Annotated in this window: 22 protein-coding genes; 16 read left to right on the top strand and 6 right to left on the bottom strand. The window is 58.2% G+C overall.

All coding sequences use genetic code 11. The features are described 5' to 3' along the window. Nucleotides 1-83 precede the first annotated feature (83 nt). Nucleotides 84-515, top strand: coding sequence for a hypothetical protein (locus ACYX4K_RS04745; RefSeq protein ID WP_475093260.1), 432 nt, complete (start codon nt 84-86; stop codon nt 513-515). After that, nucleotides 512-1,012, top strand: coding sequence for a DUF6942 family protein (locus tag ACYX4K_RS04740; protein WP_475093261.1), 501 nt, complete (start codon nt 512-514; stop codon nt 1,010-1,012). Before ACYX4K_RS04745 ends, ACYX4K_RS04740 begins: the two co-directional genes overlap by 4 nt. A gap of 47 nt (nt 1,013-1,059) precedes the next feature. Here ACYX4K_RS04740 and ACYX4K_RS04735 read toward each other — a convergent pair whose 3' ends face one another. Further along, nucleotides 1,060-1,644 carry a GIY-YIG nuclease family protein gene (locus ACYX4K_RS04735; protein WP_475093262.1) on the bottom strand — a complete coding sequence of 195 codons (585 nt, stop codon included), beginning with the start codon at nt 1,642-1,644 and terminating at the stop codon, nt 1,060-1,062. A gap of 176 nt (nt 1,645-1,820) precedes the next feature. On the opposite strand from ACYX4K_RS04735, the gene ACYX4K_RS04730 reads away from it, so the two are divergent. Then, nucleotides 1,821-2,666 carry a DUF72 domain-containing protein gene (locus ACYX4K_RS04730; RefSeq protein WP_475093263.1) on the top strand — a complete coding sequence of 282 codons (846 nt, stop codon included), beginning with the start codon at nt 1,821-1,823 and terminating at the stop codon, nt 2,664-2,666. A gap of 40 nt (nt 2,667-2,706) precedes the next feature. Here ACYX4K_RS04730 and ACYX4K_RS04725 read toward each other — a convergent pair whose 3' ends face one another. Continuing rightward, nucleotides 2,707-3,828, bottom strand: coding sequence for a MipA/OmpV family protein (locus ACYX4K_RS04725; protein WP_475093264.1), 1,122 nt, complete (start codon nt 3,826-3,828; stop codon nt 2,707-2,709). 150 nt (nt 3,829-3,978) lie between these two features. Next, nucleotides 3,979-6,213 carry a catalase/peroxidase HPI gene (gene katG, locus ACYX4K_RS04720; protein WP_475093265.1) on the bottom strand — a complete coding sequence of 745 codons (2,235 nt, stop codon included), beginning with the start codon at nt 6,211-6,213 and terminating at the stop codon, nt 3,979-3,981. A gap of 266 nt (nt 6,214-6,479) precedes the next feature. On the opposite strand from katG, the gene ACYX4K_RS04715 reads away from it, so the two are divergent. From ACYX4K_RS04715 to ACYX4K_RS04680, 8 genes are all read left to right on the top strand, one after another. Next, on the top strand, nt 6,480-7,631 hold the full coding sequence (locus ACYX4K_RS04715) for an efflux RND transporter periplasmic adaptor subunit (protein ID WP_475093266.1): 1,152 nt from the start codon (nt 6,480-6,482) through the stop codon (nt 7,629-7,631). Beyond that, complete coding sequence (locus ACYX4K_RS04710) at nt 7,631-10,783, top strand: efflux RND transporter permease subunit (protein ID WP_475093267.1); 3,153 nt, start codon at nt 7,631-7,633, stop codon at nt 10,781-10,783. Before ACYX4K_RS04715 ends, ACYX4K_RS04710 begins: the two co-directional genes overlap by 1 nt. Nucleotides 10,784-10,792: 9 nt before the next feature. Beyond that, nucleotides 10,793-11,377 (top strand): exopolysaccharide biosynthesis protein, encoded by a 585-nt coding sequence (locus tag ACYX4K_RS04705; RefSeq protein WP_475093268.1) that lies wholly within the window; start codon nt 10,793-10,795, stop codon nt 11,375-11,377. 176 nt (nt 11,378-11,553) lie between these two features. Next, nucleotides 11,554-12,120, top strand: coding sequence for an alkyl hydroperoxide reductase subunit C (ahpC, locus tag ACYX4K_RS04700; protein ID WP_078083780.1), 567 nt, complete (start codon nt 11,554-11,556; stop codon nt 12,118-12,120). Nucleotides 12,121-12,327: 207 nt separating this feature from the next. Then, nucleotides 12,328-13,923: an alkyl hydroperoxide reductase subunit F gene (gene ahpF, locus ACYX4K_RS04695; protein ID WP_475093269.1), complete on the top strand. Its 1,596-nt coding sequence runs from the start codon at nt 12,328-12,330 to the stop codon at nt 13,921-13,923. A gap of 302 nt (nt 13,924-14,225) precedes the next feature. Further along, a complete protein-coding gene (locus tag ACYX4K_RS04690) occupies nt 14,226-14,804 on the top strand; it encodes a YceI family protein (RefSeq protein ID WP_475093270.1) in 579 nt (192 codons plus the stop codon). A 293-nt stretch (nt 14,805-15,097) separates the two neighbouring features. Then, nucleotides 15,098-15,646, top strand: a complete 549-nt coding sequence (locus ACYX4K_RS04685) for a DUF2058 domain-containing protein (protein ID WP_475093271.1) — start codon at nt 15,098-15,100, stop codon at nt 15,644-15,646. A 16-nt stretch (nt 15,647-15,662) separates the two neighbouring features. Further along, on the top strand, nt 15,663-16,226 hold the full coding sequence (locus tag ACYX4K_RS04680) for a DUF1415 domain-containing protein (protein ID WP_475093272.1): 564 nt from the start codon (nt 15,663-15,665) through the stop codon (nt 16,224-16,226). A gap of 11 nt (nt 16,227-16,237) precedes the next feature. Here the strand turns inward: ACYX4K_RS04680 and ACYX4K_RS04675 are convergent, their stop codons facing one another. From ACYX4K_RS04675 to ACYX4K_RS04665, 3 genes are all read right to left on the bottom strand, one after another. Beyond that, the gene (locus ACYX4K_RS04675; protein ID WP_475093273.1) at nt 16,238-17,959 is read right to left on the bottom strand and encodes a SulP family inorganic anion transporter; all 1,722 of its coding nucleotides are present in this window, start codon (nt 17,957-17,959) and stop codon (nt 16,238-16,240) included. Nucleotides 17,960-18,029: 70 nt separating this feature from the next. After that, the gene (locus tag ACYX4K_RS04670) at nt 18,030-18,437 is read right to left on the bottom strand and encodes a protein tyrosine phosphatase family protein (RefSeq protein WP_475093274.1); all 408 of its coding nucleotides are present in this window, start codon (nt 18,435-18,437) and stop codon (nt 18,030-18,032) included. Between the two features lie 74 nt (nt 18,438-18,511). After that, nucleotides 18,512-19,390 carry an MBL fold metallo-hydrolase gene (locus ACYX4K_RS04665; protein ID WP_475093275.1) on the bottom strand — a complete coding sequence of 293 codons (879 nt, stop codon included), beginning with the start codon at nt 19,388-19,390 and terminating at the stop codon, nt 18,512-18,514. Nucleotides 19,391-19,565: 175 nt separating this feature from the next. Between ACYX4K_RS04665 and ACYX4K_RS04660 the strand changes: the two genes are divergently transcribed. The 5 genes from ACYX4K_RS04660 to ACYX4K_RS04640 all read left to right on the top strand — a co-directional run bounded on the left by ACYX4K_RS04660 (nt 19,566) and on the right by ACYX4K_RS04640 (nt 24,949). Then, nucleotides 19,566-19,880, top strand: coding sequence for an ArsR/SmtB family transcription factor (locus ACYX4K_RS04660; protein ID WP_475093276.1), 315 nt, complete (start codon nt 19,566-19,568; stop codon nt 19,878-19,880). A gap of 9 nt (nt 19,881-19,889) precedes the next feature. Beyond that, on the top strand, nt 19,890-20,339 hold the full coding sequence (locus ACYX4K_RS04655; RefSeq protein ID WP_475093277.1) for a YeeE/YedE family protein: 450 nt from the start codon (nt 19,890-19,892) through the stop codon (nt 20,337-20,339). 4 nt (nt 20,340-20,343) lie between these two features. After that, nucleotides 20,344-20,766: a DUF6691 family protein gene (locus tag ACYX4K_RS04650; RefSeq protein WP_475093278.1), complete on the top strand. Its 423-nt coding sequence runs from the start codon at nt 20,344-20,346 to the stop codon at nt 20,764-20,766. A gap of 84 nt (nt 20,767-20,850) precedes the next feature. Next, the gene (locus tag ACYX4K_RS04645) at nt 20,851-22,584 is read left to right on the top strand and encodes a SulP family inorganic anion transporter (RefSeq protein ID WP_475093279.1); all 1,734 of its coding nucleotides are present in this window, start codon (nt 20,851-20,853) and stop codon (nt 22,582-22,584) included. A gap of 67 nt (nt 22,585-22,651) precedes the next feature. Next, nucleotides 22,652-24,949 (top strand): ATP-dependent helicase, encoded by a 2,298-nt coding sequence (locus ACYX4K_RS04640; protein WP_475093280.1) that lies wholly within the window; start codon nt 22,652-22,654, stop codon nt 24,947-24,949. The last annotated feature ends 33 nt before the right edge of the window (nt 24,950-24,982 follow it).

Below are 24,982 nucleotides of genomic sequence, written 5' to 3'. Positions count from 1 at the left end.
GAAAGCCCTGCTCTGACGAGCGGGGCTTTTTTTTGCCAACTGCAGATTCCATCGAATCGGAATGAGACCGAATAGGAATGGTTATGAAGTTAAGCTGGGAAATAAACAAAGATGGGACGCTCACTGAAGCCCCGAGGCAAAGTGATCGTGAACACACCATTTATCGTTCGACCGTTGATGGCGAATCGACGCAAGACGTGCAGCTCGCAATCGACGCGAGTATTGAAAAAGCCTGCGAACTCCTGGACAACAACATCCAGGATGATTCCCGATATCTGCTTTTTGGGTGGGACCACGACTCATCGACTCTGACTATTGTCGTGACCGACGACGACAAAGTGCGAGACTCGCGAGATGTCGTGCAATGCAAGTTCGTAACAATTGATCAATCATTGGATGCCGAAGACATCCAGTTTTGGATCAAGGATTATCTGACCACCTGCGCACCCTTCTTGCGCTATTCCCTTATCGCGGCATTCCATCGGGAATCCAGGGCTAACTGCACGTTACTGTGAAAGAAGCAGACTATCTCGGGCCGATACAGCCAGCGCTCATCCTCTATCTTCCCCACCGCCCGGAGGGCCTGGATGAATTGGTCGCGGCGCCGGATGCCGGTCGGCTAATGGAAAACAACTCCAACCACTGGCGGAAAATCGTGACCTTACTGGCAAAAATTGCCAGTCCGCAGGAAGAGTGGCGCAGCTTCAGGGACGATGAATTATTTGAGCGCACGGCGCTGTGCTTTTCGCCGCACCTCTTTACACCGTATTTAAGGGATTTTCCGGTGTGGCACTGGATAGGAGGTAAGGAGAATCTGCAGCGTTTCACTATTGAAGGGCTGAATGCGCAGCCTTTGAGAGGGGCCCCAGAAGTTGCGCTCGACGTAGAGAAACGCATTCTTCTGACGCCCTACCCCGACTACCGCCAGCTCAGTAATGCTACGGTAGCCGAGATTCGCAAAGCACTGGATCACTCAGGGTTTTATACCGAGAGCCAGGAGCTACTGCGATAGCAACCCCAGCGCGCAGCGATAGGATTTCTGGACGCCTGCGCGATGCCTTAGCGGCGAGAAAGCGTCGATCCCCGCGCATCCAGCCCTGCGAGAATACGCTTCATCTCATCCGCTTCATCCTGTACTTTCTTCGCTTTGGCAGCGGCGATACGTGCCTTTTCCGCTTCGATGCCCGCTTTAATCGCCCGCTCTTTCGCAGCGCTACCGGTGCGGCCAGTGGCCAGCTTTTCTTTTACCGGCTTGCTGGTTTTCGGTTTGGTGGATACGCTGGTTGACGGTTTTACACGGCTCGCTCGGGACGCTGTTGATTTGGTCTTGGGCTTGGGAGCCAGTGCAGACTTGGTGGTGCCAGGCTTTACGGTTTTGATGCCGACCAGGCTTTTGGCATTCAGGGAATCCAGAGCTTCCTCCACCATCTCCTGAAGCTCCATGCGGTCTTCCGCTACAGCAAACAGGCTGGGGGTAAAGGTGGACGCGCCGAATTTCTTCAGCTCATCAAAGAAGGGATGATCGATGCCCAATGAAACTGCGGACTGGATCTGCTGAAAACGGGCTTCCGGGGTCATACCTTCCCGTCCGGTGCCCACCCATACTTGATCCGTATCTTCATTGGTCAGGGTAAATACGATCATAGAAAATCAGTCAACCTCTTCAAGCTCAGACGTGCGGGTCAATATGAGTCGCCTGCTCACGAAAATATGACCCGTGAAAAGGTCGCGCATTCTAATGATTTAAAAGTAAAAGTGCAGACTTGACTTGCGGATCCGTCTGGTTACATTTGCGCGGGAATATATATCACTGCGAAATCATGAATCTCCCCTATTTTCTCGGCTGCCCCCAATGGCAGCATCCGGTCTGGAACCGGCGGCTGCCGGCGGGCGCGGCGCCGCTCGAACGCTACAGTCAGGTGCTGAATTGTGTCGAGGGCAACACCACGTTCTACGCCACCCCGAGTCAGGCACAATGCGCTCAGTGGCGGAGCCAGGTTCCCGATGATTTTCGCTTTCTGCTCAAGTTTCCCCGCAGTGTCAGCCACGATCACCTACTCGCCCCACCCCAAAAATTGGTGACCGAATTTCTGGAGATCGTCTCTCCGCTGAAGGACGTTCTGGGCCCGTTTCTGCTGCAGTTGCCGCCGACATTCGGCCCACAGCAGCTGAGCAATCTCTGGCGGTTTATGGATGATCTCCCGGATCCATTTTCCTGCACAGTCGAAGTCCGACACTCCGCATTCTTCCAAAAAGGTGATGCAGAGCGCGCCCTGAACCGGGGGTTGCGCGAGCACAAGTGCGCACGTGTGTGCCTGGACAGCCGCGGCCTGTTTGCGGCAAAAGCGGAGAGCCCGTCAATAGTGGATGCGCAGCGCAAGAAACCGAATGTGCCAGTGCACCTGCTACCGGTTGATGCACCGCCGGTGATTCGCTATATCGGGCACCCGGATCTGGAGAGCAATCGAGAATATCTGGCCCCCTGGGTCGAGCGAGTGGCGAACTGGATCGAACAGGGAGTCCGACCATACGTTTTCATCCATATGCCGGATAACGGAGATGCCCTGAACCTGGTCACCTTATGGACCGAACTGCTCCACGCCCGGCTGCCGCAGGCTCCTGTCATGCGCTTTAACCCAAAACAGCCCCAAATGGGGCTGTTCTAGCGCGACCTGCAATGCAGTACCTCTGCAAGGAAAAAGGTTGTCAGAAGGTATAAGTGATCGCGGCAAATCCTTTGATGACATAGTCATCGCCCACAATCGGGCTGTCCGAGATATCGTTCCCCAGATACTCGGCATTGATGTCCAGCACCAGACGCCAGTGCTCGGTGATTTCCAGCATCCCACCAATGCCCGCCTCCACCGTCACGGTGCTGCCCACGTCGTACGCTGGGCGCCCAGGCAGCGCGCCCCAGGTCGGCACGCCAAAATCGTAGTTGGCGAGATCACTGCTCAGCCAGTTAACACCGAGCGACGGCGCCCAGTTGATGTTGCCATTTTGAAACCCTCTCGATACGCGCAGCTCGGCGGTGCCGCCGCCAAATCGATCGAGTACATCGTGCTGATAGCGAAAATCCACATCGAACCGGTTAGGGCCGTCGTACACCAGCCCGACACCCGCCATCAGAGTGTTGTCCCGGTCACCCAGCCCCGACAATACGGGGCTGTCGTCCTCTTCATAGGCACCGACCCGGTAGGTGGCATTCACCGCAAAGCGAAAAGTATCACTGCCCCACAAACCGTAGCGCAGGCTCGGACCAACCCACTGCAGACGCTCACCAAAATAGGTAATGGCCGGTATTACCTGAATGACGGTGGCATCCGAGCCGACATAGGGGCTGCTGCGTCCGATGACACCGAGCCCAACACCCCACTGGCCAAATTCGCCCAGCACTTCATACAATTCAATCTTGACCGGTTTGGTTTCGCCTTCTGCCAGTGAAAAGCTCGCTCGCTGAAAGCTGGGAGGCCCCTTCGGCCGGTAGCCGTTTGAAAGGCCGATCGGCTCCTTTGGAATTCCGATAAACGTGCGATCCAGGGCGCCATTGTTGTTGGAATCCGCGTAGACAAGCAGGGCTACTGCACCGGGGCGCACACCTTCAATACGGTATATACCATCGCGATTGACCGACAATGGAATTTCCCGGGATGGACTGCGGAAATCCCCAAAGGCGTCCGGGTTGTCATACACCTGAAATATCAGGCTTCCCTCTGCAGGTGCATTGATCACCCGCACCTCTAGTGCCGCTGCCAGAAGCAGCCCCGGACTCAACAGGGCGCAAAAAAATGCGGTAATCGCGGGCAGTGATCGACCAGGTGCTGACATGAGAGTTATTTCCGCGGGAATTTGTCTGGAGGTTTTTCCGTATGTTACGCAGTTTCAGTCTAGTGGATCACCCCCATTGCGATTAATGCACCACAAATAAAAATGGGCGCCCCCCAAGGGCACCCATTCGGTGGCGAATGCATCCGTGCACTAGCGGCCGAGATTCATCACCTTGTGCCAGGCGTTGGCGAAGTCATTCACAAACTTCTGCTTCGCATCGTCGGCGGAATAAAACTCGGCCACCGCACGCAACTCGGAGTTGGAGCCAAAGATCAGGTCCACTGGCGTTGCAGACCATTTCACCTTCCCGGTTTTGCGATCTTTACCCTCGTACAGATTGTCACCGGATTTACTCCACACCGTGGACATATCCACGAGATTGACAAAGAAATCATTGCTTAGCGTGCCGGGCTTGTCCGTAAGCACGCCGTTTGCCGATTTATCACTGTTGGTGTTCATGGTCCGCATTCCACCGATCAGCACGGCCATCTCCGGAACGCTCAGGTCGAGCATGCTGGCCTTGTCTACCATCGCTTCCGCCGGTGACAGGATATTACCCTTGCCATAGTAGTTGCGGAACGCATCGGCTCTGGGCTCCAACCAGCTGAAGGACTCTACGTCCGTCTGCTCCGCCGTGGCGTCATTGCGACCGGGCTTGAACGGAACTTGAACGCTGTACCCGGCTTTCTTAGCGGCTTCCTCCACACCGGTATTACCCGCGAGCACCACGGTATCGGCAAAAGAGATCTGCTTGCCGCCCCCGAGGGAGTTGTTGAAATCCTTCTGGATACCTTCCAGTTTGGCCAGCACCTTGGTGAGCTCTGCCGGTGTATTTACTGGCCAGTCTTTCTGTGGCGCCAGCCGGATACGACCACCGTTTGCTCCTCCCCGCGCATCGGAGTCCCGGTAAGAGGCGGCAGACGCCCAGGCGGTACGTACCAGTTCCGGCACCGTCAGCCCCGAGGCCAGGATCTTTTTCTTTAGATTGGCAGCATCGCTCTCGCTGATCAGGGTGTAATCCACTGCCGGAATGGGGTCCTGCCAGATCAAGTCTTCCTTTGGAACTTCCGGCCCAAGATAGCGGGATTTGGGCCCCAGATCCCGGTGCAGCAGTTTGAACCAGGCCTTGGCAAACGCCTTCTGCAGTTCATCCGGGTTCTCCAGGAAACGCTGGGAGATCTTCCGGTATTCCGGATCCATCTTCAGGGAAAGATCCGTGGTAAACATGATCGGTGCATGGCGCTTGGACTTGTCATGGGCGTCGGGTACAAGGTTGGCGGCCTGCCCGTCTTTGGGAATCCACTGAGTGGCGCCGGCAGGGCTCTTGGTTTTCACCCAGTCGAACTTGAACAGGTTTTCCAGATACTGGTTGCTCCACTGAATGGGATTCACCGACCAGGCGCCCTCGAGTCCACTGGTAAAGGTGTCCGCCCCGTTGCCGGTGCCGCATTTGTTTTTCCAGCCAAAACCCTGTTCTTCGATACCCGCTGCAGCGGGCTCCTTACCCACACAGTCATGCTTGACCGCACCGTGGGCCTTGCCGAAGGTGTGGCCACCGGCAATCAATGCCACGGTTTCCTCATCGTTCATGGCCATACGACCGAAGGTCTCACGGATATCCTTGGCCGCAGCAATTGGGTCGGGGTTGCCATTGGGGCCTTCCGGGTTGACATAAATCAGGCCCATCTGCACCGCGGCGAGCGGTTTCTCCAGTTGCCGATCCCCCTTGTAGCGCTTGTCATCCAACCACTTGGTTTCCGGGCCCCAATAGACGAGGTCCGCTTCCCAGTCGTCTTCACGGCCGCCGGCAAAGCCATAGGTTTCAAAGCCCATGGACTCCATCGCCACATTGCCGGTCAATGCCATCAGGTCCGCCCAGCTGATCTTATTGCCATACTTCTGTTTGATCGGCAGCAACAGGCGACGGGCCTTGTCCAGGCTGACATTGTCCGGCCAGCTGTTGAGTGGCTCGAAGCGCTGCTGAGCGCCGCCAGCACCCCCACGGCCATCGACAACCCGATAGGTACCCGATGCGTGCCACGACATCCGAATCATCAATGGACCATAGTGACCATAATCCGCCGGCCACCAGTCCTGCGAAGTGGTAAGGACTTTTTCGATATCTTTTTTCAGGGCGTTGTAGTCAAGACTGTTAAACGCCTTGGCGTAATCAAACTCCTCTCCCATGGGATTGGAAGCGGCACCGTTGCGACGCAATACAGACAGGTCCAGCTCTTCCGGCCACCAGAAACTGTTGGGCTTGGGCTCTCCGGCGGGCGGTGCCACGGGCGTGGAATGTTCCTGCGCCTGGATGGCCAGGCTGGTGGATAACGTGGCCACTGTCAGCGCAATGGCGGTACAGAGTGGGAATGCTTTTTTGATCATGTCAGTGCCTCCTGCGAGTTGCTCGCCGGTTTATTCTGAATATTGCTGGCTTTGAATATAGGCACTGACGATAGAAGCAATCACACAAGTCCAGCCATCTGGCGCCAACCGTCGAATAAAAACTGGAACTTTTCCCAAATAGCGCACTACCCATAAAACCGGCTAATCGGACTCATTGCTTTTACTTATTTAACCGAGGCCCCCACCGCCATTTCCCCCGAGCAGGATTACTACACTAGCCAGATACGTTTAATGATTGATCTTCCATGCGGTTAACCCGATTTCTGCCAATTATCCTGCTGCTCGCGCTGTTTTCGGTGTATTCACAACCGGCAGAGAACAGCAGCGACAAGGCAACCGGTGAATCGCCGATTACTGTAGAGGCGGTGGTCGCACGCGCGCAGCCGCTGATTGAGGAAGTTCCTGTCACTGGTACCATCAACCCATTGCGCCAGGCCCTGCTGTCGGCGGAAGTCGCGGGCATGATTCAGGACATTCACGCGGATATCGGTGACCGGGTAAAAAAAGGGGCGCTACTGCTCACGCTCGATCCAGAGCTCAGCAGTATCCAGCGTGATGCCGCCCTGGCAGAAGTGTCACGGGTGCGGGAAACACTGGCGGACAGCCGCCGGCGTCTGGCGGAGCTGCAGCGCCTGGTGGGCGACAATCATGTGGCAGAAACCGAAGTGGAAAGCCTCGGCTCGGAGGTGCGCGAGCGCAGCGCGCAATTGCAGGCGGCTCAGGTTGAAACCGAACGTCTGAGCGCCCTGCTCCGCAGACACCGGGTTGCAGCACCCTTTTCGGGAACGGTCAGCCTGCGCGAGGTGGATGTGGGCGAATGGGTGGAACCGGGCACCGCGCTGTTCGAACTGGTGGATACCGATACCCTGCGTGCAGACTTCCAGGTGCCCCAGCGCTACTTTTCCCGCGTCCAGCCCGACACGGGTTTGCGCGTCACCCTCGACAGTGGCGAGACCTTAACCGCGAGAGTGGAGCACCGTATTCCGGTGAGCCGGAGTGGCGGCCGCACCTTCCTGCTGCGTACCATCATTAACGACAAACGCCGGGGCGATACGCGGGAAACGCCCGCGGTGATCCCCGGCATGTCCGCCTCCGCGGTACTGCAACTGACCGGTGATCGCCAGGGGATTGCGGTACCGCGAGATGCGGTGCTGCGCTACCCCGACGGGCGCATCACCGTGTGGGTCGCTGCCCCCGGTAGCCGTTGGGGCAGTACCGTTTCGGTAAATGAACAGCCGGTAACCACCGGACTCAGCTTTAACGGCATGATCGAAATCAAAACCGGCCTCACGGCAGGGCAACAGGTCGTGGTGCGCGGTAACGAGAGCCTGCAGCCGGACCAGAAGGTGGTGCTCAAACAGGCACTGAAAACCGACACTGGGGCGAGCAGCCGCTGATGTTCGAGCAGATCATCAAAAACGGCATTCTGGTCACGGTGACGGTACTGATCATCGCGATACTCGGGTTGGTGGCCGCCTTCCGTATTCCCGTGCAGATGATTCCGGACCTTGAGGTGCGCACTATCTCCATCCGCACCAGCTGGCCCGGCGCCACGCCGCAGGATATCGAAAAGGAAATCCTGATCGAGCAGGAAGAATACCTGCGCAACATCCCCTATCTCCAGGAATTGCAGTCCACCGCCGACCTGGGTTCCGCCGAGATTGAGCTCGAATTCCCTTTTGGTGTGGATATTCTGGAAACCCAGATACGCGTCAACAACGCCCTCACCCAGGTACCCTCCTACCCGGAAAATGTGGACGAACCGCGGGTGTACGCCACCTCCTTTTCGTCGAATGCGTTTATGTACTTTCGCGTCTCCCCCCTGCCCGGCAACCCGCGCGGACTGGACATGGATATGTTGCGGGATTACGTGGAGGACAATGTGCGCCCGCGTATGTCGGGGGTTCCCGGCGTGGCACAGGTGGACGTGGGCGGTGGCGCCGAGCGACAGATCCAGATCCGCCTGAAGCCGGAGCGGCTGGCAGAGCGCAATCTGACCCTCTCCGAAGTGCGCGCGGTAATCAATGCGCGCAACCGCGATATCTCCGGGGGCGAAGTGGAAAGCGGCAAGCGCCGCTATCTGTTGCGCACTCTGGGGAGATTCAAAGATCTGGAGGAGCTGCGCGCACTGATCCTGCGACGGGATGGCGACAGTATCGTGTACCTCGGGGATGTCGCCGAGATCAGACTGGACCACTTCAAGATCCGCAGCAGCTCCTTCGTCAACGGTCAGTCGGTGATCTTCCTGTCGGTGCGCCGCGAGAGCGGTTCCAACGTGATCGATATCAAACGCGCCATGCTCAGGGAAGTCGCGCAGATTAACCGGGAATTACTCGAACCGCAGGGCATGCACCTGTCCCTTACTGCCGATGACGTGGGATACGTGGAATCTTCCGTATTCAATGTGTGGAAAAACCTCGCCATCGGCGCGCTACTCGCCACCGCCATCATGTACGCTTTCCTGCGCTCTTTCCGCGCCACGGCGCTGGGCGTGGTCGGGATTCCCATCTGTACCATTGCCGCATTTATCGGCCTGTTGATCGCCGGGCGCACCATCAATGTCATCTCTCTGGCGGGCGTGGCCTTTTCCATCGGCATGACCCTGGACAACAGTATCGTGGTACTGGAAAGCATCGAGCTCGAGCGTCGCCGCGGACTGGACCGGCTTCAGGCAGCAATCAGCGGGGTTCGGAAGGTGTGGCCGGCGGTGCTGGCGTCGACCCTTACTACGGTCATGGTATTTCTGCCGGTGGTGTTTATCGCGGAGGAAGCCGGGCAACTGTATTCCGACATTGCCATCGCTATTTCCGCTTCCATTCTCGTATCCATGCTGGTGGCGATTACCGTCATCCCCACCGCCAGTGCGCGGCTGAAATTCGATGGCACCACGGCAAACAACCTGGAAAACAGCCGGCTTAGGCGCAGCGTAATTGAACGGATTCACTGGCTGCTCGCCGCGCCCTCCAGGCGCCTCTATTGCATCGGCGTTACTGTCGCTGCGAGCCTCGCCATCGTCCTGCTGCTCACCCCACCAGCGGAGTACCTCCCCGAGGGCGAGGAGGCAAAAACCTTTGCCAGCATGAATGCGCCGCCGGGCTACAACCTCGCCACCATGCAAGAAATTGCGCTGGAGCTGCAGGCATTCTTTCTGCCCTATCTGGACCCGGCACCGGAGGCATTTGATCGCGGTGACACCAGAGTGCCACCGATGAAGTTCTTTATCATCAGCGTGTCCCCGCAAAGCCTGCGCATTATTGCGGAGACCAAAGACCCGAGACATATCGATGAACTGATGGCCGTGATCGTCGAACAGTACGAGCAGTATCCGGGGATGCGCGCCTTCGCGACCCGGGGCTCCATCATCAGCAGCAACGACGGCGGCACCCGCAGTGTGAACCTGGATATTTCCGGTTCCAATCTCGCGGACCTGTATCAGGTTGCCCGCACGGCCTACAGCCGCGCACAACAGATCTTTGACAATCCCAATATTCAGACCCGCCCCGCCAGCCTGTCACTGGCGCAGCCACTGCTGGAAGTGAAACCCAGGTGGGCCCGTGCCGCAGAAGTGGGCATGAGCGCGGAAGACATCGGCTTTGCCGTGGCCGCACTGACCGACGGCGCCTTCGTCAACGAGTTTTTCATGGACGACGACAAGGTGGATATCTACCTGTACAACCGGCAGGGGCCGGAAGCTACCGTAGAAACACTGGAACAGATCTTCGTGTACACCCCTGGTGGCACAGTATTGCCACTATCAGAACTCGCTGAGATCCAGGAGACCGTCGACACCGCCACCGTACGCAGGATCGACGGCCGCCGCACCGTCAGCCTGAATATCATTCCGCCGCGCTCGGTCGCGCTGGAAACCGGTGTGGAAGCCGTGCGCTCGGAGCTGGTGCAATATCTGCGCGACAATGGCCAGGTTCCGCTGGGTGTTTCCCTGAATATTTCTGGCGCCGCAGACCAGCTGGACGCCACCCGCGCCTCCCTCGGCAGCAACTATGCGGTGGCACTCGCCATTATCTACCTGTTGATGGTGGCGATCTTTTCCCACTGGGGATACCCGCTGCTGATCATGACCACAATCCCGCTGGGTATTGCCGGTGGCATTGCCGGGCTCGCCTTACTCAATCTCGTCGGCGCGATACTGCGCGGCATGGGTTTTGAAGGGGTACACCAGCCCTTCGACATGATCTCCATGCTCGGCTTTCTGATCCTGATGGGCACGGTGGTCAATAACCCTATACTGATCGTGCACCGGGCCATCGCCAACGTGAAGGAAGATGGCATGAACGCCGTTGAAGCGGTGCAGGAAGCGGTGGACTCCCGGCTGCGCCCGATCGCCATATCCACACTCACCACCATTTTTGGTCTGGCGCCACTGGTGTTCCTGCCCGGCGCCGGTACCGAGCTCTATCGTGGAGTGGGCGTGATTGTGATGGCGGGCATTATTGGCGCGACCCTGGTAACCCTGACCATGCTCCCGTCGCTGACAGCCTTTGTGCTGGAGTGGCACCAGCGCCATGCAGAGGCACCGGGCAAGGTGTAGCCTTGAATCATGTCAGAGCGAATTCAGAACCTCAGCCAGCTGATCCAGCAGTTGGAAGCCATGGCCGAGTCCAGTGACCACATCACCCTGGACAAGGTGCTCGACGCCATGGGCGAACGCTCCTTTGCGCCGGTAATTCTGCTCGCCGGGCTGATTCTCTTTTCTCCACTATCGGGAATTCCCGGTATGCCCACGCTAATGAGCATCCTGCTGTTACTGATCAGTACGCAGATGCTGATGCTGCGCCATCACCTGTGGCTGCCACAGTGGCTGCTCAGCCGCACCATTCCAAAATCCCCGCTGATGCACGGGCTGAGCTGGATCGAAAAGCCCGCTGCACACCTCGACCGCTGGCTGCGCCCGCGCCTGGGGATCATGGTGTACCGCGCCGGCAGCCTCGCTACCGCCGGTATCTGCAGTGTCATCGCCCTGCTGCTGCCACTGATGGAAATCATCCCCTTCTCCGCCTCCCTGGCGGGTCTTGCACTGATCGCGTTTGGGCTGGCACTGGTGGCCCGCGACGGTGCCCTGGAGTTGCTGGCGTTTGCACTCACCGGCAGTGCCCTGGCGTTGATCCCCTATTACTTCTTTTGACGCTATAGCTATCAAAACCAATACTCAGATAGCGCAGAGCAATTACACCCATTAAAATCAATAATTTTTATCAAGAACAGCAAGCCAATAGTATTTCCCCCGTACCCGATAACCCACGCCCGAAATAGATACCTGAAACAACGGGCAAACATTCTCTCAGGAGATAAGGAAATACCATGGCTAACTACATCAACAGCGAAATCAAACCCTTCAACGCCAAGGCATACCAGTCTGGTGACTTCTTCGATGTGTCTGACGCGGACCTGAAAGGCAAGTGGTCTGTGGTCTTCTTCTACCCGGCGGACTTCACCTTCGTATGCCCCACCGAGCTGGGCGACCTGGCGGACAACTACGCCGAATTCCAGAAGCTGGGCGTTGAGATCTACTCCGTCTCCACCGATACCCACTTCACCCACAAGGCGTGGCACGACACTTCCGACACCATCGGCAAGATCCAATTCCCGATGATCGGCGACCCCACCGGCACCATCACCCGCAACTTCGGTGTGATGATCGAGGAAGAAGGCATCGCGGATCGCGGCACTTTCGTGATCGACCCGGAAGGCAAGATCCAGATCGTTGAGATCAACGCCGGCGGTATCGGCCGCGACGCCCAGGACCTGCTGCGCAAGATCAAAGCCGCCCAGTACGTTGCCGCCCACCCGGGTGAAGTTTGCCCGGCCAAGTGGAAAGAAGGTGAAGAAACCCTCGCGCCTTCTCTGGATCTGGTAGGCAAAATTTAAGGCCCTCCATCTTCCCGGCAAATTCGAAGTACAGAGTTGCCGGGAAGGTGCTGATGCCGGGTACAACCTTGTGAGACCTTCTGCGAGAGGGACCTCGCAGAAGAGCCCCCATGGATGGGTTCACGGCGTGTCTCACAAGGTTGTACCCGGCAGCAGTGCCGCTACTGGACTTAATAAAGAACCACTAAAGAATTTCAGGACACACCGATGTTGGACGCAAACGTAAAGAAACAATTGGACACCTATCTGCAGAATATCGTCACTCCGATCCAGATCAGTGTGTCCGCCGACAGCAGCCCCAAGGCTGTTGAACTGAACACCCTCGCCAGTGAAATCGCCGGCCTCTCCAGCAAGATTGAGCTGAAACAGGAGAGCCGCAAGCGCACCCCGAGCATGGCCATCGCGCCCGCCGGAGAAACCCCGCGCGTCAGTTTCGCCGGCATCCCCATGGGACACGAATTCACCTCCCTGGTGCTCGCCCTGCTGCAAGCCGGCGGCCACCCGTCCAAAGCGGATCCGGAACTGCTGGAGCAGATCCGCAATATCCGGGGTGAATTCCACTTCGAAACCTATATCTCACTGTCTTGCCAGAATTGCCCGGACGTGGTCCAGGCGCTGAACCTGATGGCAAACCTGAACCCGAACATCACCCACGAGATGATCGACGGTGCCCTGTTCCAGGAAGAAGTGGACGAGCGCCAGATCATGGCGGTACCCGCGGTCTACCTGAACGGCGAGCACTTCGGCCAGGGCCGCATGGGGCTCGAAGAAATCGTGGCCAAAATTGATACCGGTGCCGAAGCGCGCAAGGCGGAAGAGCTGAACGAGCGCGCGCCCTACGACGTGCTGGTACTGGGCGGTGGCCCGGCCGGTGCCGCGGCAGCGATTTACGCGGCCCGCAAAGGCATCCGCACTGGCCTCGTGGCCGAGCGTTTCGGCGGCCAGGTGATGGATACCGTGGGTATCGAAAACTTTATTTCCGTGCCCTACACCGAAGGTCCGAAGCTGGCCGCCAGCCTCGAGCAACACGTAAAAGAGTACGGTGTGGACATCATCACCGGGCAACGTGCTGCCGAGCTCAAGCGCGACAAGCTGATCGAGCTGCAAATGGAGAGCGGCGCCACGCTGGCGAGCAAATCCGTTGTGCTTGCCACTGGTGCCCGCTGGCGCGAACTGGGGGTCCCCGGGGAAGCGGAATATAAAACCCGCGGCGTGGCTTACTGCCCACACTGTGACGGTCCCTTCTTCAAGGGCAAGCACGTGGCGGTGATCGGCGGTGGCAATTCCGGTATCGAGGCGGCCATCGATCTCGCGGGTATCGTCAAACACGTCACCGTGCTGGAATTCGCCGATACCCTGCGAGCGGACGAGGTGCTGGTGCGCAAGGCGCGCTCCATGCCCAACGTGGACATCATCACCAACGCCCAGACCACCGAGGTACTCGGCGATGGCAGCAAGGTCAACGGCCTGCAGTACACCGACCGCGTCAGCGGCGAGAGCAGGAAGCTGGAACTGGCGGGCGTATTCGTGCAGATCGGCCTCGTACCGAACACCGAGTTCCTGAAGCACAGCGGGCTGGAAATGAACCGAGTCGGTGAGATCGAGATCGACAGCCGCGGTGCCACTTCCATTCCTGGCGTATTTGCCGCGGGCGATGCCACCACGGTGCCCTACAAGCAGATTGTGATCTCCATGGGTGCGGGCGCCACCGCAGCGCTGGGAGCTTTTGACCACCTGATCCGGACATCCGTCACCGATGACAGTGCGGGGGAACAGGCGGAATCTCTGTCACTGGCAAGCTGATCACCGAAGGTAGTGTTGACTTTCCTGTTTCAACCCGGGGTACTGGCCTCCCAGCGGTACCCCGCCTCTCCCCGATGGGCACCCCGCCCATCCATACTGGGAACCATCCTCAACCTTCAGCCGGCATCAGCCGGCTTTTTTTCTTCCCATTTTTTACTACCATTCGCAGACTTTCACTGGCCAGTAACCACAGTGACTGATAATGTTTCTCACCTGAAACCGATTGGTCGATTCTGGTCGACACAGTCTGCATATGGATCAAATCCCGGTCTCACTACCGAGTCTGAAACAGGAGAATCACCATGACTTTGAAGTCCATTGCCCTGGCATCCCTACTTGCCCTGCCTGTATCCGCTTTCGCTGACTGGCAGCTGGCCGGTGACGACTCCAGCGTAAACTTTGTTTCCGTCAAGAAGTCCACCATTGCTGAGACCCACTTTTTCAAGAGCCTGAATGGCAGTATTTCCGATAGCGGCGATGCCAAGGTGACCATCGACCTGGCCAGTGTGGAAACCAATATCCCGATCCGCAATGAGCGGATGCAGAAGATGCTGTTCGAGACGGCGAAATTCGCCGAGGCGACAGTTTCCACCAGTGTGGATGCCGCGAAACTGAAGGCCCTGAAGCCCGGTCAGACCATGTCGGTGGACGCGGGTGTTACTGTCGCGATCCACGGCGAGTCCAAAACCCACAAGGCCAAGCTTCATGTCACCGGCCTGGAAGGCGGCAGCCTGCTGGTGACCACCAAGGCGCCCATTCTGCTCAATGCCGGTGATTACAAGCTGCTCGAAGGTATCGAGAAGCTGCGCGAAGTGGCTGGCCTGGATAGCATCAGCCCGATGGTGCCGGTGACTACCAGTCTGGTGTTTGAGCAGAAATAGTAAGTTCATCGCCATAAATTAAGTTTTGTGGCGGTGACTCTGCCGGTACAGGCTTGCAAGACTCGCCGTGAACCCATCCATGGGGGCTCTTCCGCGAGGTGGCCCGGCCGCTCCATGTATTCGCGGCGCCTTCGGCCCCTCTCGCGGAAGGTCTTGCAAGCCTGTACCGGCAGAGCCACCTTCAAGCCCACATAATCACATTACCCACCATCGCAATAGCATTTTCCCTACTGCGATCCCCAATCAAAATCCGCTAGAATTCCCGCCTGAACGTTCCCATCAGGTAGACCCCCATGGCATCACTCCAGGATCAACTGCTCAAGGCAGGTCTGGTAAACGGCAAGAAAGCCAAGCAAATCAGCAAAGAAAAGCGCAAACAGAACAAAGTGGCCAAGAAATCTGGCGAGGTTCAGGTGGACGAGGCCAAACTGGCAGCGGAACAGGCCCGTGCAGCCAAAGTGGCCAAAGACCGGGAACTGAATGCCCAGCGTGAGGCGGCCGCCCAGGAAAAGGCCATTCAGGCTCAGGTCAAACAGCTGATCGAGCGCAACAAGCAGTCCAGGGGCGCCAATGGCAAAGACGATATTGCCTACCACTTCACCTTCGACAAGAAGGTCAAAAAAATCTATGTCTCCGCCGCAGTACAGGACCACCTGATAGCGGGCCGGCTACTGATCGTCGGTGAGGGCGAACAGTTCGAGCTGGTGCCCAAGGTCGTGGCCGAAAAGATTGCCGAGCGCAATCCCGCTATGGTGGTGCAGCCACCGGAAAACAGCAGCGCAACGCCAGATGAAGACGATCCCTATGCGGGCTATGAAATCCCCGATGATCTGATGTGGTAAGCGGACGCTCAGTGAGATGACAAACAGCGATCCGGTTATCGCCCAGGTCGAGCAGTGGCTGAATGAGGTCGTGGTGGGGCTGAACCTGTGCCCCTTTGCCCGCAAGCCGCTGCGCGCCGGGCAGATCCGTTACGTGGTGAGCGACGCCGCCGGGGAAAAGTGCACGGAAATTTTGCTGGAGGAGTTACTGCAGGAATTTCAGGTACTGGACCGCTGCACGGAAGAAGAGGTGGAAACCACCCTGCTGATCCTGCCCACCCAGCTGCAGGACTTTCACGATTACAACTTTTTCCTCGACGATTCCGAGTGGCTGTTGAAGCGACAGGGCTACGAGGGTGTGTATCAGATCGCCAGCTTCCACCCCCACTACCAGTTTGCAGATACGCAACCGGACGATGCGGAAAACCTCACCAATCGCGCCCCCTACCCTATTTTGCATATTCTGCGCGAAGCGAGCCTGGAGCGCGGGCTAAAAAATTATCCGGACCCGGAATCCATTCCCCACAACAATATCCTGCGGGTGGAGTCGCTCACGGAAAAAGAGAAAGAGCGGCTGTTTTCCTACCTGTTTTCCCCATAGCGAGCAGCCCGTTACTGTGGGCAACCATCGAAGTGGTCACGCAGCGTGGTAAATGCCTGGTACTGGGTGAAAAATATCTTGCCCGACAACGCGTCTAGAAAGCCGCTCTTCGACAGGGCATCCATCACCGGCCCCTTGACCTCGGACAGGTGAAAGCAAATTCCCGAAGCCTTCAGTTGCGCATTGATGGATTCGAGGGTTTCCAGTGCACTCCAGTCTATTTCATTGATCGCGCTGCACATCAGAATCACATGCCGGACCTCCGGTGTCGCGGCAATATCGCCGTACACTCGCTCCTCCAGAAATGCCGCGTTGGCAAACATCAGGCTTTCGTCCACCCGGATACTCAATATCTGCGGCAGGGTCCGCACCGGGTGACGCTGGATATTGCGGAAATGTTCTGTGCCTTCTACCAGCCCCACTTCCGCGATATGCGGCCTGGAAGTGCGGTACAGGAACAGTACAACCGATGCCAGCACCCCACAGGACACCCCCACCTCCACGCCGAACAGGAGAGTAACCACGATGGTGACCAGCACTGCGAGAAAATCGCTGGGTGAGTACTGCCAGGTCTTTTTCAGAATGGAGAAGTCCACCAGAGACAGCACCGCAACAATAATGGTCGCCGCCAGAGTCGCCTTGGGCAGATAAAAGAGAAACGGTGTAAGAAACATGGCCGCCAGGGCGATACCGGAGGCGGTAAACACACTCGCCATCTGGGTTTCCGCACCCGCATCAAAGTTGACCACCGAGCGCGAGAAACCGCCAGTAACCGGAAAGCCTCCGGAAAATCCCGCAGCCATATTTGCCGCACCCAGCCCGATCAGCTCCTGGTTCATATCAATCTTCTGGCGGCGCTTGGCACCGAGGGTTTTGCCGACGGATACCGATTCCACATAGCCAATAATGGAAATCATCACCGCCGGTAGAAAGAGTTGTTGTACCAGCTCCAGGGATAAAATCGGCCACACAAACTGTGGAAGGCCACGGGGAATTTCTCCGACAAGATCAACCCCCTTTCCCTCCAGATCGAAACCACTGGCCAGAAGAATGGTGGCCACCACACCAACGACCGGCGCCGCCTTCACCAGCAATACGGCGGTATTTTTCGACACTGACAGCTGCTGCAGAAATCGCACCGCAGCACCGCGCGACCAGATCAGGAAACCTACAACCGACGCGCCCAAAACGAGCGAGTACACATTGACGCTTCCCAGACCGGAATACATCGACATCATCAGCTCGGGCAAATTGTCACCCTGCGCAGGGACACCCAGCAGGTGTTTTAACTGACTGAAGGCGATCAGAATTCCCGATGCGGTAATAAACCCGGAGATCACCGGGTGGGACAGGAAATTGGCGAGGAACCCGAGGCGCAATACGCCCAGAAAAAACAGAAACAAACCGGACAATAATGCCAAGACCATCGCCGCCAGCAGATAGTCAGAAGTGTTCTGTGCCGCTACCTGACCGAGGGCCGCCGCACTCATCAGCGAAGCGACGGCAACGGGCCCTACCGACAGGGTGCGACTGCTACCAATCAGCGCATAGGCAACCAGTGGCGCGATACTCGCGTAGAGCCCCACTTCCGCCGGTAAACCCGCCAGCAGCGCATAGGCAAGGGATTGCGGAATCAACATGACGGTGACGATCAATGCAGCCGAGAGATCCCTTTGCAACGCCCCCCGTGAATACTCGGGCAACCACAGCGCAGCAGGTATAAACTGGCTCAAGAACCGCCCCACGCCACGACCGAATACCCCTTTCACCCGACGAATTCCTCAGACAAAGTGCTGACCCGAATCAGTAGGTCACCAGCACACCAGTGATATCAAACCCGGCATTAGTGGCAGCCTGATGTAGTGCTTTCCTGTCGGCACCATTCAGGCAGCGCGCCGCTGCCCACAGGTTGCAGGAGCGGTTACCTGTGCGGCAGAAGGCGTGTACCTTCTTGCCACTGCTCAACAGCCTGGCGAATTCTTCGCTGTGGGCTGGCTGCATCTGTCCGCGGGAGAACGGGATGGCTACTAATGTCATGCCCGCAGCCGTTGCGGCGTTTTCCAGTTCGTTAAAACCGACGCTATCTTCGGCCTCGTGTTCCGGACGGTTACACACAATCACTTCCACGCCCTGCTCGCTCAGCTCGGCAAAAGCCTCGAGCGCAGGCTCCGCGGAAATACTGACCTGGGAATCCAGTATTTTGCGTTCCATAGTTGTTTCCTCCACTGGCTCAAAAGGCGCCCGCAAGGCGACAGCAAAAAGGGCACTGCACCTTTCAATGGTGGTTAAAGTTTGTTGACCGGCACTTTCAGATACACGGTGCCATTGTCTTCCGCCGGCGGCATCTGGCCCGCGCGAATATTGACCTGGATGGACGGCAAAATCAGTCGTGGCATCCCCAGAGTGGCGTCGCGCTCACGCCGCATCTTCACAAATTCATCCTCACGCACACCGTCGTGCAGATGAATATTTTTGCGCTTCTGGGTACCTACCGTGGTCTCGCATTCGTGCTCACGGGAACCGTTGGGCGGATAGTCGTGGCACATGAACATGCGGGTCTCTTCCGGTAAAGACAGCAGCTTCCGCACAGACCGATACAGGGCGCGGGCATCCCCCCCGGGGAAGTCACAGCGCGCACTGCCCACGTCCGGCAGGAACAGGGTGTCGCCCACAAACAGCGCATCGCCTATCAGCCAGGCCATATCCGCCGGCGTGTGACCGGGCACGTAAATAACCCGCCCCTCCAGGTCGCCAATTTTAAAGGTGTCGCCATCATGGAACAGGTAGTCGAACTGGGAGCCATCGACCAGAAACTCTTTTTCCAGGTTGAACACCTCACGAAAGATGCCCTGCACCTGGCGAATATGGTCGCCGATGGCGATCTTGCCCCCCAGCTGCTCGCGAATGAATGGCGCCGCAGACAGGTGATCGGCGTGGGCATGGGTCTCCAGTACCCATTCCACGGTCAGATTCTTATCGCGCACGAACTCAACCATTCTCCGGGCGCCGTCGGTGCTGGTACGCCCGGATGCCTGGTCAAAGTCAAGAACAGCATCGATAACTGCGGCACTGCCACCGGCCCGGTCATAGACCACATAGCTCCAGGTCTCGGTGTCATCATCGAGAAACGGTTGCACGAGTGGACGGAGATCTGCGGTAACCATGTCAGCGCCTCATAGATGATCTAGGAATATATCAATAACCAAGAGAAATATATATTCCAACAATATACTTTTCAATATATTATTTTTTCCTTAACAGTTTGCCGTGGCTGCCCGGCGCCTCATACGGCGTGCCCTTAGCCTCACCCCAGCCCGAATCACCAAGTGGAACACCAGAATGCCGGACCCAAGTGACCTACAGCTCGACAGAATGCGTGCCGCCGCAGGGGAAGCCTCGCAACTCCTGCGCTCGCTGGGCAATCAGGATCGTCTCCTCCTGCTCTGCCAGCTGTGTGAAGAGGAACTGAGCGTTGGAGAACTGGAGGAACGACTGGATATCCGCCAGCCGAGCCTGTCACAGCAGCTGGGCGTATTGCGTCGGGAGGGTCTGGTCGCCACACGCAAGCAAGGCAAGCGGGTGTACTACCGGGTGGCTGACCCGAAGGTACTGACCCTGTTACAAACTTTGTATCAACTGTACTGCGCGGAGTAACTCACCACCATGAACATCGACTGGAATGCATTTACCCCCATATCCGCTCTCGCCGGCGGGGTGCTGATCGGGCTGGCCAGCGCCTGGTTGATCCTCGCAAACGGCCGTATCGCAGGAATTTCCGGGATTCTCGGCGGACTGATAAACCGCGAGCCCGGGCCTGAAGAACGAAGCAATCACGGCTGGCAGCTCGCCTTTATCCTCGGCCTTCTCGCGGGCCCCGGGGTCTGGGCACTGTTTCATGTGCTGCCCCCCATTGAAATCAATGCCAGCTACCCGGTGCTGGTTGCGGCCGGCCTGCTGGTGGGGCTCGGTACCCGCTATGCAGCCGGATGTACCAGCGGCCACGGTGTTTGCGGATTGTCGCGACTGTCGCCCAGGTCGCTGGCTGCCACCTTGACGTTTATGTGCGGCGGCTTCGCCACCGTTTTTATCGCGCGCCACCTACTGGGAGCCTGACGCCATGAATAAAGTAACGGTTTCCGCATTTGCTTCCGGGCTGATCTTCAGTGTCGGCCTGTTGCTTTCAGGTATGGCCAACCCGGAAAAGGTGCTCGGGTTTCTCGACCTGTTCGGTGCCTGGGACCCTTCCCTGGCGCTGGTAATGGGGGGCGCCATTGCGGTCGGCCTGCCCGCGTTTACACTGGCCAGAAAGCGCGAGCGCGCACTGCTCGGAGGGGAAATACATCTGCCCGCCAAACGCTCCCTCGACAGACGCCTGGTTCTCGGCAGCCTGGTTTTCGGAATTGGCTGGGGACTTGCCGGTTTCTGCCCGGGGCCAGGCATTGTCGCTACCGGCGCTCTGCAGCCGGGTGCGGCGGTATTTGTGCTCGCCATGCTGGCCGGGATGTTCGTCTTTCGTATTCTGGAGCAGCGCACTCACTGAGCGTAAATGGCACTGGCCTCTTCCAGATGGCAGGGGCTATGCTGATGGAATTCATGCGCCCTTCGGAGCAAGACTGCAAAACAGATGCGGGCAAACCGACTGATACCCTTCTGGCTGCGAAATTACCGCCGCCAGTGGCTCCTTTCTGACCTTACCGCGGCACTGGTGTCCGGCATGTTGCTGGTACCTCAGGGGCTCGCCTATGCGCTGTTGGCGGGGTTGCCACCACACGTGGGACTCTATGCCAGTCTGGTCCCACTGATTGCTTACGCCGTCTTCGGCAGCAGCAGCGCCATGTCGGTGGGCCCCGCGGCTGTTCTGTCTCTGATGACGGTTTCCGCACTCACTCCTATTGCCGCCATCGGCAGCCCCGAGTATATCGGCGCCGCCATCGTGCTCACCCTGCTCAGTGGTGTATTCCTGTTTGCCATGGGGCTGTTCAAGCTGGGCGCGCTGTCCAACCTGCTGAGCCACCCGGTGATCAACGGTTTCGTGTCCGGAGCCGCGGCACTGATTATCGTGGGCCAGCTTCCCGCACTCCTTGGGGTCAAGGCAGAAGGCGAAACCGCGTCGGTCAAGTTACTGCATGTGGTGGAGCACCTGCCGGATGCCCACCTGCCCACCATGGTGTTTGGTGTTGCCACCGCCGCAATCCTCATCGCCAGCCGCATCTGGTTACCCATGCTGCTGTATCGGCTCGGCGCACCAAAGCAACTGGCGCGACTGGGCGCGCGACTGATGCCGATGCTGTTGGTGCTCTGCGCCATCGGCCTTGTGCACTGGCTGAAACTCGGCGAAGAACTGGAGATCGTCGGCGACATCCCCGCGGGGCTGCCGCAGATTGTGGTCCCCGACTGGAACGGGCGCCTGGTCTTTCAGCTGCTGCTACCGGCTCTGATCATTGCCCTGCTCACCTTCGTGGAAAGCCTCTCCATCGCCCAGGCACTGGCCGCGCGGCGGGGGGAGCGCCTCAATGCGGATGGGGAATTACTCGGCCTCGGCGCTGCCAATATCACCAGTGGACTGTCTGGTGGCCTGCCGGTAGCAGGCAGTTTTTCGCGCACCGCGGTCAATGCCGAGGCCGGGTCCGTCTCACCCCTGGCAGGTGTACTGGCTGCACTGGTCATGATCCCGGTGCTGCTGTACCTGACCGGACTGTTCAGTGAACTGCCGCTCACGGTGCTTGCGGCAATCATTATCGTGGCGGCGGCCAGCCTGTTCGACTTTCGCGGCTTTATCCATAACTGGCGCTACGACCGCACCGATGGCATCGCCATGCTGTGTACCTTTATCGGGGTACTGTTATTCGGGGTGGAAGTGGGCATCGCCCTGGGTATCGGCCTCTCGTTTGCCACCCTGATCTGGCGAAGCAGCCGCCCACATATTGCGGTGGTAGGCCGCGTACCCGGCACCGAACATTTCCGCAATGTGCTGCGCCACGATGTGGAAACCCAGAAAGACATTCTGTTTCTGCGCATCGATGAGAGTCTGTTTTTCAGTAATATCAGCGCCGTGGAAGACCGCCTGTTGAGCGAACTGAAACGTCATCCGGCAACCCGCGAGCTGGTGCTGATTCTGTCATCGGTCAGCCGTATCGACGGCACAGCACTGGAGCGCCTGCACCAGATCAACAAGGATCTGAGAAACCGTAACATCCGCCTGCACCTTTCCGAGGTAAAAGGGCCGGTGCTCGACCGGTTGAGCCGGTCCAAACTGTTGGAAAAACTGACCGGCCGTATTTTCCTCTCCTCGTATATTGCGGAACTGGCCCTGCGACACGGTGACGAGGGCGAGCCGATACCAGAGGACCCGGCATAAAAACTTGTACCCGCCACCCCTATACTGGCAATATATCCAGTACTCTTTTTTGGCGGTACACGAATTCATGTCAGGCGACCCAGCACAGCTCACGGAAGAGCAACAGGCCATTGCCAACCACCCGGGCGGTCACGCAAAAATAATTGCCGTGGCCGGTTCCGGCAAAACCACGGCACTACTGCACTATATCCAGAACCGGCTGAACGCGGGCGCGGACCCGCGGCGGATTCTGGTGGTGATGTACAACCGCAACGCCCGTGAAGATTTCAGTCGCCGCCTGCAGGCACTCTGTGGACCAAACGGCCCCGCGGTAAACACCTTTCACAGCCTCGGTTACCGCCTGTACCAGCGCATGATGGCCCGGGGCCAGCTTCCCCAGGCAAACCTGTCCCCCCTGCCCCAGTCCCTGGTGCAACTGCAGATATGGAAAGCCATCGAAGCCTGCGCGCCACCGGCGGAGCTGGAAGATATCCGTGCGCGTAAACAGTCTGAGACTGAAGCGGCGGAATTTTTTATCGATTTCACCAAAACCACTCTGGACGGCGATCTCAGCGCTTTTGACCGACTCAAGCTCGGCGACGAATACCGGTACTTTCTCAAGGTGTTTCGTCAGTTTGAGGACTGGCGCCGCGAGCAGCAGGCCGTCACCTACGCCGACCTGCTCTACGACCCGGCCATGCAACTCAAACTCAACCCGGAAATGGCCGAAGCCTACGGCAGTTTTTACCAGGAACTGCTGGTCGACGAATACCAGGACATCAATGAGGTTCAGCACTTCCTGCTGCGGGTACTGTACGGCAAATCCGGCAATGTGATTGCCATTGGCGACCCGGACCAGACCATTTACGAGTGGCGCGGTTCGCGGCCGGAGTTTCTGCTGCGCCTGTTCGACGGGGATTTCCCACCGTCCAATGTGTACCGCCTGAGCCGCACCTTCCGCTACGGGCACACGCTGTCGCTCGCCGCCAACCACTTTATCCAAAACAACCGCGAGCGCGCGGATATTTTCTGCGTCTCTGGCAACCCCGAAGCGGCGACATCAATCCAGCAGGTCAGCACGGCCAATGAGGGGAAATGGCTGGTGGAACACATCCGCCGCTGCCACAGGGAAAGCATCGACCTGGGCAATATCGCCGTACTGGTCAGGCTCTGGTCCCTCGCCGCACCACTGGAACTGGCACTGCTGGCCAACAATATTCCCTACCGCTCCGGCAGTCGCACCACGGTTCTCTCACGCCGGGAATTGCGCCCACTGTTCTGGAGCCTGAATATCGCCGCAGGCCGGTTTCGCGACCTGCCGGTTGCGCGCCGCGCAAAGGGCCTGTACGAATGGCTTACGGCTCCCCATGTGCGTATCGCACGCACAGTGCTGGAACCACTCTGTGAAGGACTTGCCCGGCAGGAAAAGGGCTGGGGTAAAACACTGCTGACACGGATTCCGGAGTCCCTGAGCCAACCCCAGAGCAAGCGATTGCGGCAACGGGCGGAACTGCTGATACAGGTAGAACAGTGGCGCGGCACAGCCGGGGAGCTGGTGCGCCGGCAGCTGGGCGAGCTGGACTTCCTGAGCGGTATTGCCGAAGACGCATTTAACCGGCAGCAGGCAGAAGAAAAACAGCAGACCATTCTGGCCTTCACCCAGTACCTCGATCAGTTGCGCCTGCCACCGCAGGAAGCCTTGGCCCACCTGCAACAGCTGCAGGAACGACACCAGAACGACAACACCCAGGATGCGTCAGACGATAGCGGGCATTCCGGCAACACTGAAAGAACGAAGGAAACACGCGGGCGTATCCAATTTACCACCATGCACCAGGCCAAGGGACTGGAGTGGGATCAGGTCATCATTCCCGGGCTTACCACCCACAATATGCCGTACCAGCCTCAGCGGGATTTCTCCACTCCCGCCTCCACGGAAAGCGAGCGCCGCTTGATGTATGTCGCCATGACCCGCGCGCGTAAGCAGCTGTTTCTGCTCACACCACCGCTGCCGACCGCTGCGGACAAGAAAGCCTCTGACAGTCTCGCGGAAGCGGAGCAAAAGCCGTCGCTGTTTCTGGATGAAATGCACCTGCCACTCAGCAATATACTGGGAAACTCTCTGAGTGAGCGGCCGGGAAATATCGACACCCAGGTACCGGTCACGCGACTGGCACTGCGCTACCTGGCTGCATGCGATTACAACCCGGATATCAATGCACCGCGCGCGGTATTAAAAAAACCTTTGGTGGGAGACGGGATACAACACCAAAAACTGGGTTACGGACGAGTCATCAAATGGGAGGATGCGCGGGTCGAGATTCTGTTCAGCGATCGCCAGACCCGGCGCTTTGACTGGGACAAGCTGTCGCAGCACTTGTGCTGACCCTTCGGGACATCACCGCGCGACAGCTCGCTG

It is taken from the genome of Microbulbifer sp. ABF4_107 (assembly GCF_056312215.1).
Note: the sequence above shows the minus strand (reverse complement) of the source record. Positions and strands in the feature narration are given on the sequence as shown.

What these genes read in the sequence shown, in the direction of transcription:
- ACYX4K_RS04655 (WP_475093277.1), top strand. Translation starts at nt 19,890, where the DNA reads ATGAACATCGACTGGAATGCATTTACCCCCATATCCGCTCTCGCCGGC.
- ACYX4K_RS04690 (WP_475093270.1), top strand. Translation starts at nt 14,226, where the DNA reads ATGACTTTGAAGTCCATTGCCCTGGCATCCCTACTTGCCCTGCCTGTA.
- ACYX4K_RS04670 (WP_475093274.1), bottom strand. Translation starts at nt 18,437, where the DNA reads ATGGAACGCAAAATACTGGATTCCCAGGTCAGTATTTCCGCGGAGCCT.
- ACYX4K_RS04680 (WP_475093272.1), top strand. Translation starts at nt 15,663, where the DNA reads ATGACAAACAGCGATCCGGTTATCGCCCAGGTCGAGCAGTGGCTGAAT.
- katG (WP_475093265.1), bottom strand. Translation starts at nt 6,213, where the DNA reads ATGATCAAAAAAGCATTCCCACTCTGTACCGCCATTGCGCTGACAGTG.
- ACYX4K_RS04725 (WP_475093264.1), bottom strand. Translation starts at nt 3,828, where the DNA reads ATGTCAGCACCTGGTCGATCACTGCCCGCGATTACCGCATTTTTTTGC.
- ACYX4K_RS04685 (WP_475093271.1), top strand. Translation starts at nt 15,098, where the DNA reads ATGGCATCACTCCAGGATCAACTGCTCAAGGCAGGTCTGGTAAACGGC.
- ACYX4K_RS04715 (WP_475093266.1), top strand. Translation starts at nt 6,480, where the DNA reads ATGCGGTTAACCCGATTTCTGCCAATTATCCTGCTGCTCGCGCTGTTT.
- ahpC (WP_078083780.1), top strand. Translation starts at nt 11,554, where the DNA reads ATGGCTAACTACATCAACAGCGAAATCAAACCCTTCAACGCCAAGGCA.
- ACYX4K_RS04735 (WP_475093262.1), bottom strand. Translation starts at nt 1,644, where the DNA reads ATGATCGTATTTACCCTGACCAATGAAGATACGGATCAAGTATGGGTG.
- ACYX4K_RS04710 (WP_475093267.1), top strand. Translation starts at nt 7,631, where the DNA reads ATGTTCGAGCAGATCATCAAAAACGGCATTCTGGTCACGGTGACGGTA.
- ACYX4K_RS04705 (WP_475093268.1), top strand. Translation starts at nt 10,793, where the DNA reads ATGTCAGAGCGAATTCAGAACCTCAGCCAGCTGATCCAGCAGTTGGAA.
- ACYX4K_RS04665 (WP_475093275.1), bottom strand. Translation starts at nt 19,390, where the DNA reads ATGGTTACCGCAGATCTCCGTCCACTCGTGCAACCGTTTCTCGATGAT.
- ACYX4K_RS04645 (WP_475093279.1), top strand. Translation starts at nt 20,851, where the DNA reads ATGCGGGCAAACCGACTGATACCCTTCTGGCTGCGAAATTACCGCCGC.
- ACYX4K_RS04745 (WP_475093260.1), top strand. Translation starts at nt 84, where the DNA reads ATGAAGTTAAGCTGGGAAATAAACAAAGATGGGACGCTCACTGAAGCC.
- ACYX4K_RS04660 (WP_475093276.1), top strand. Translation starts at nt 19,566, where the DNA reads ATGCCGGACCCAAGTGACCTACAGCTCGACAGAATGCGTGCCGCCGCA.
- ACYX4K_RS04650 (WP_475093278.1), top strand. Translation starts at nt 20,344, where the DNA reads ATGAATAAAGTAACGGTTTCCGCATTTGCTTCCGGGCTGATCTTCAGT.
- ACYX4K_RS04730 (WP_475093263.1), top strand. Translation starts at nt 1,821, where the DNA reads ATGAATCTCCCCTATTTTCTCGGCTGCCCCCAATGGCAGCATCCGGTC.
- ACYX4K_RS04640 (WP_475093280.1), top strand. Translation starts at nt 22,652, where the DNA reads ATGTCAGGCGACCCAGCACAGCTCACGGAAGAGCAACAGGCCATTGCC.
- ahpF (WP_475093269.1), top strand. Translation starts at nt 12,328, where the DNA reads ATGTTGGACGCAAACGTAAAGAAACAATTGGACACCTATCTGCAGAAT.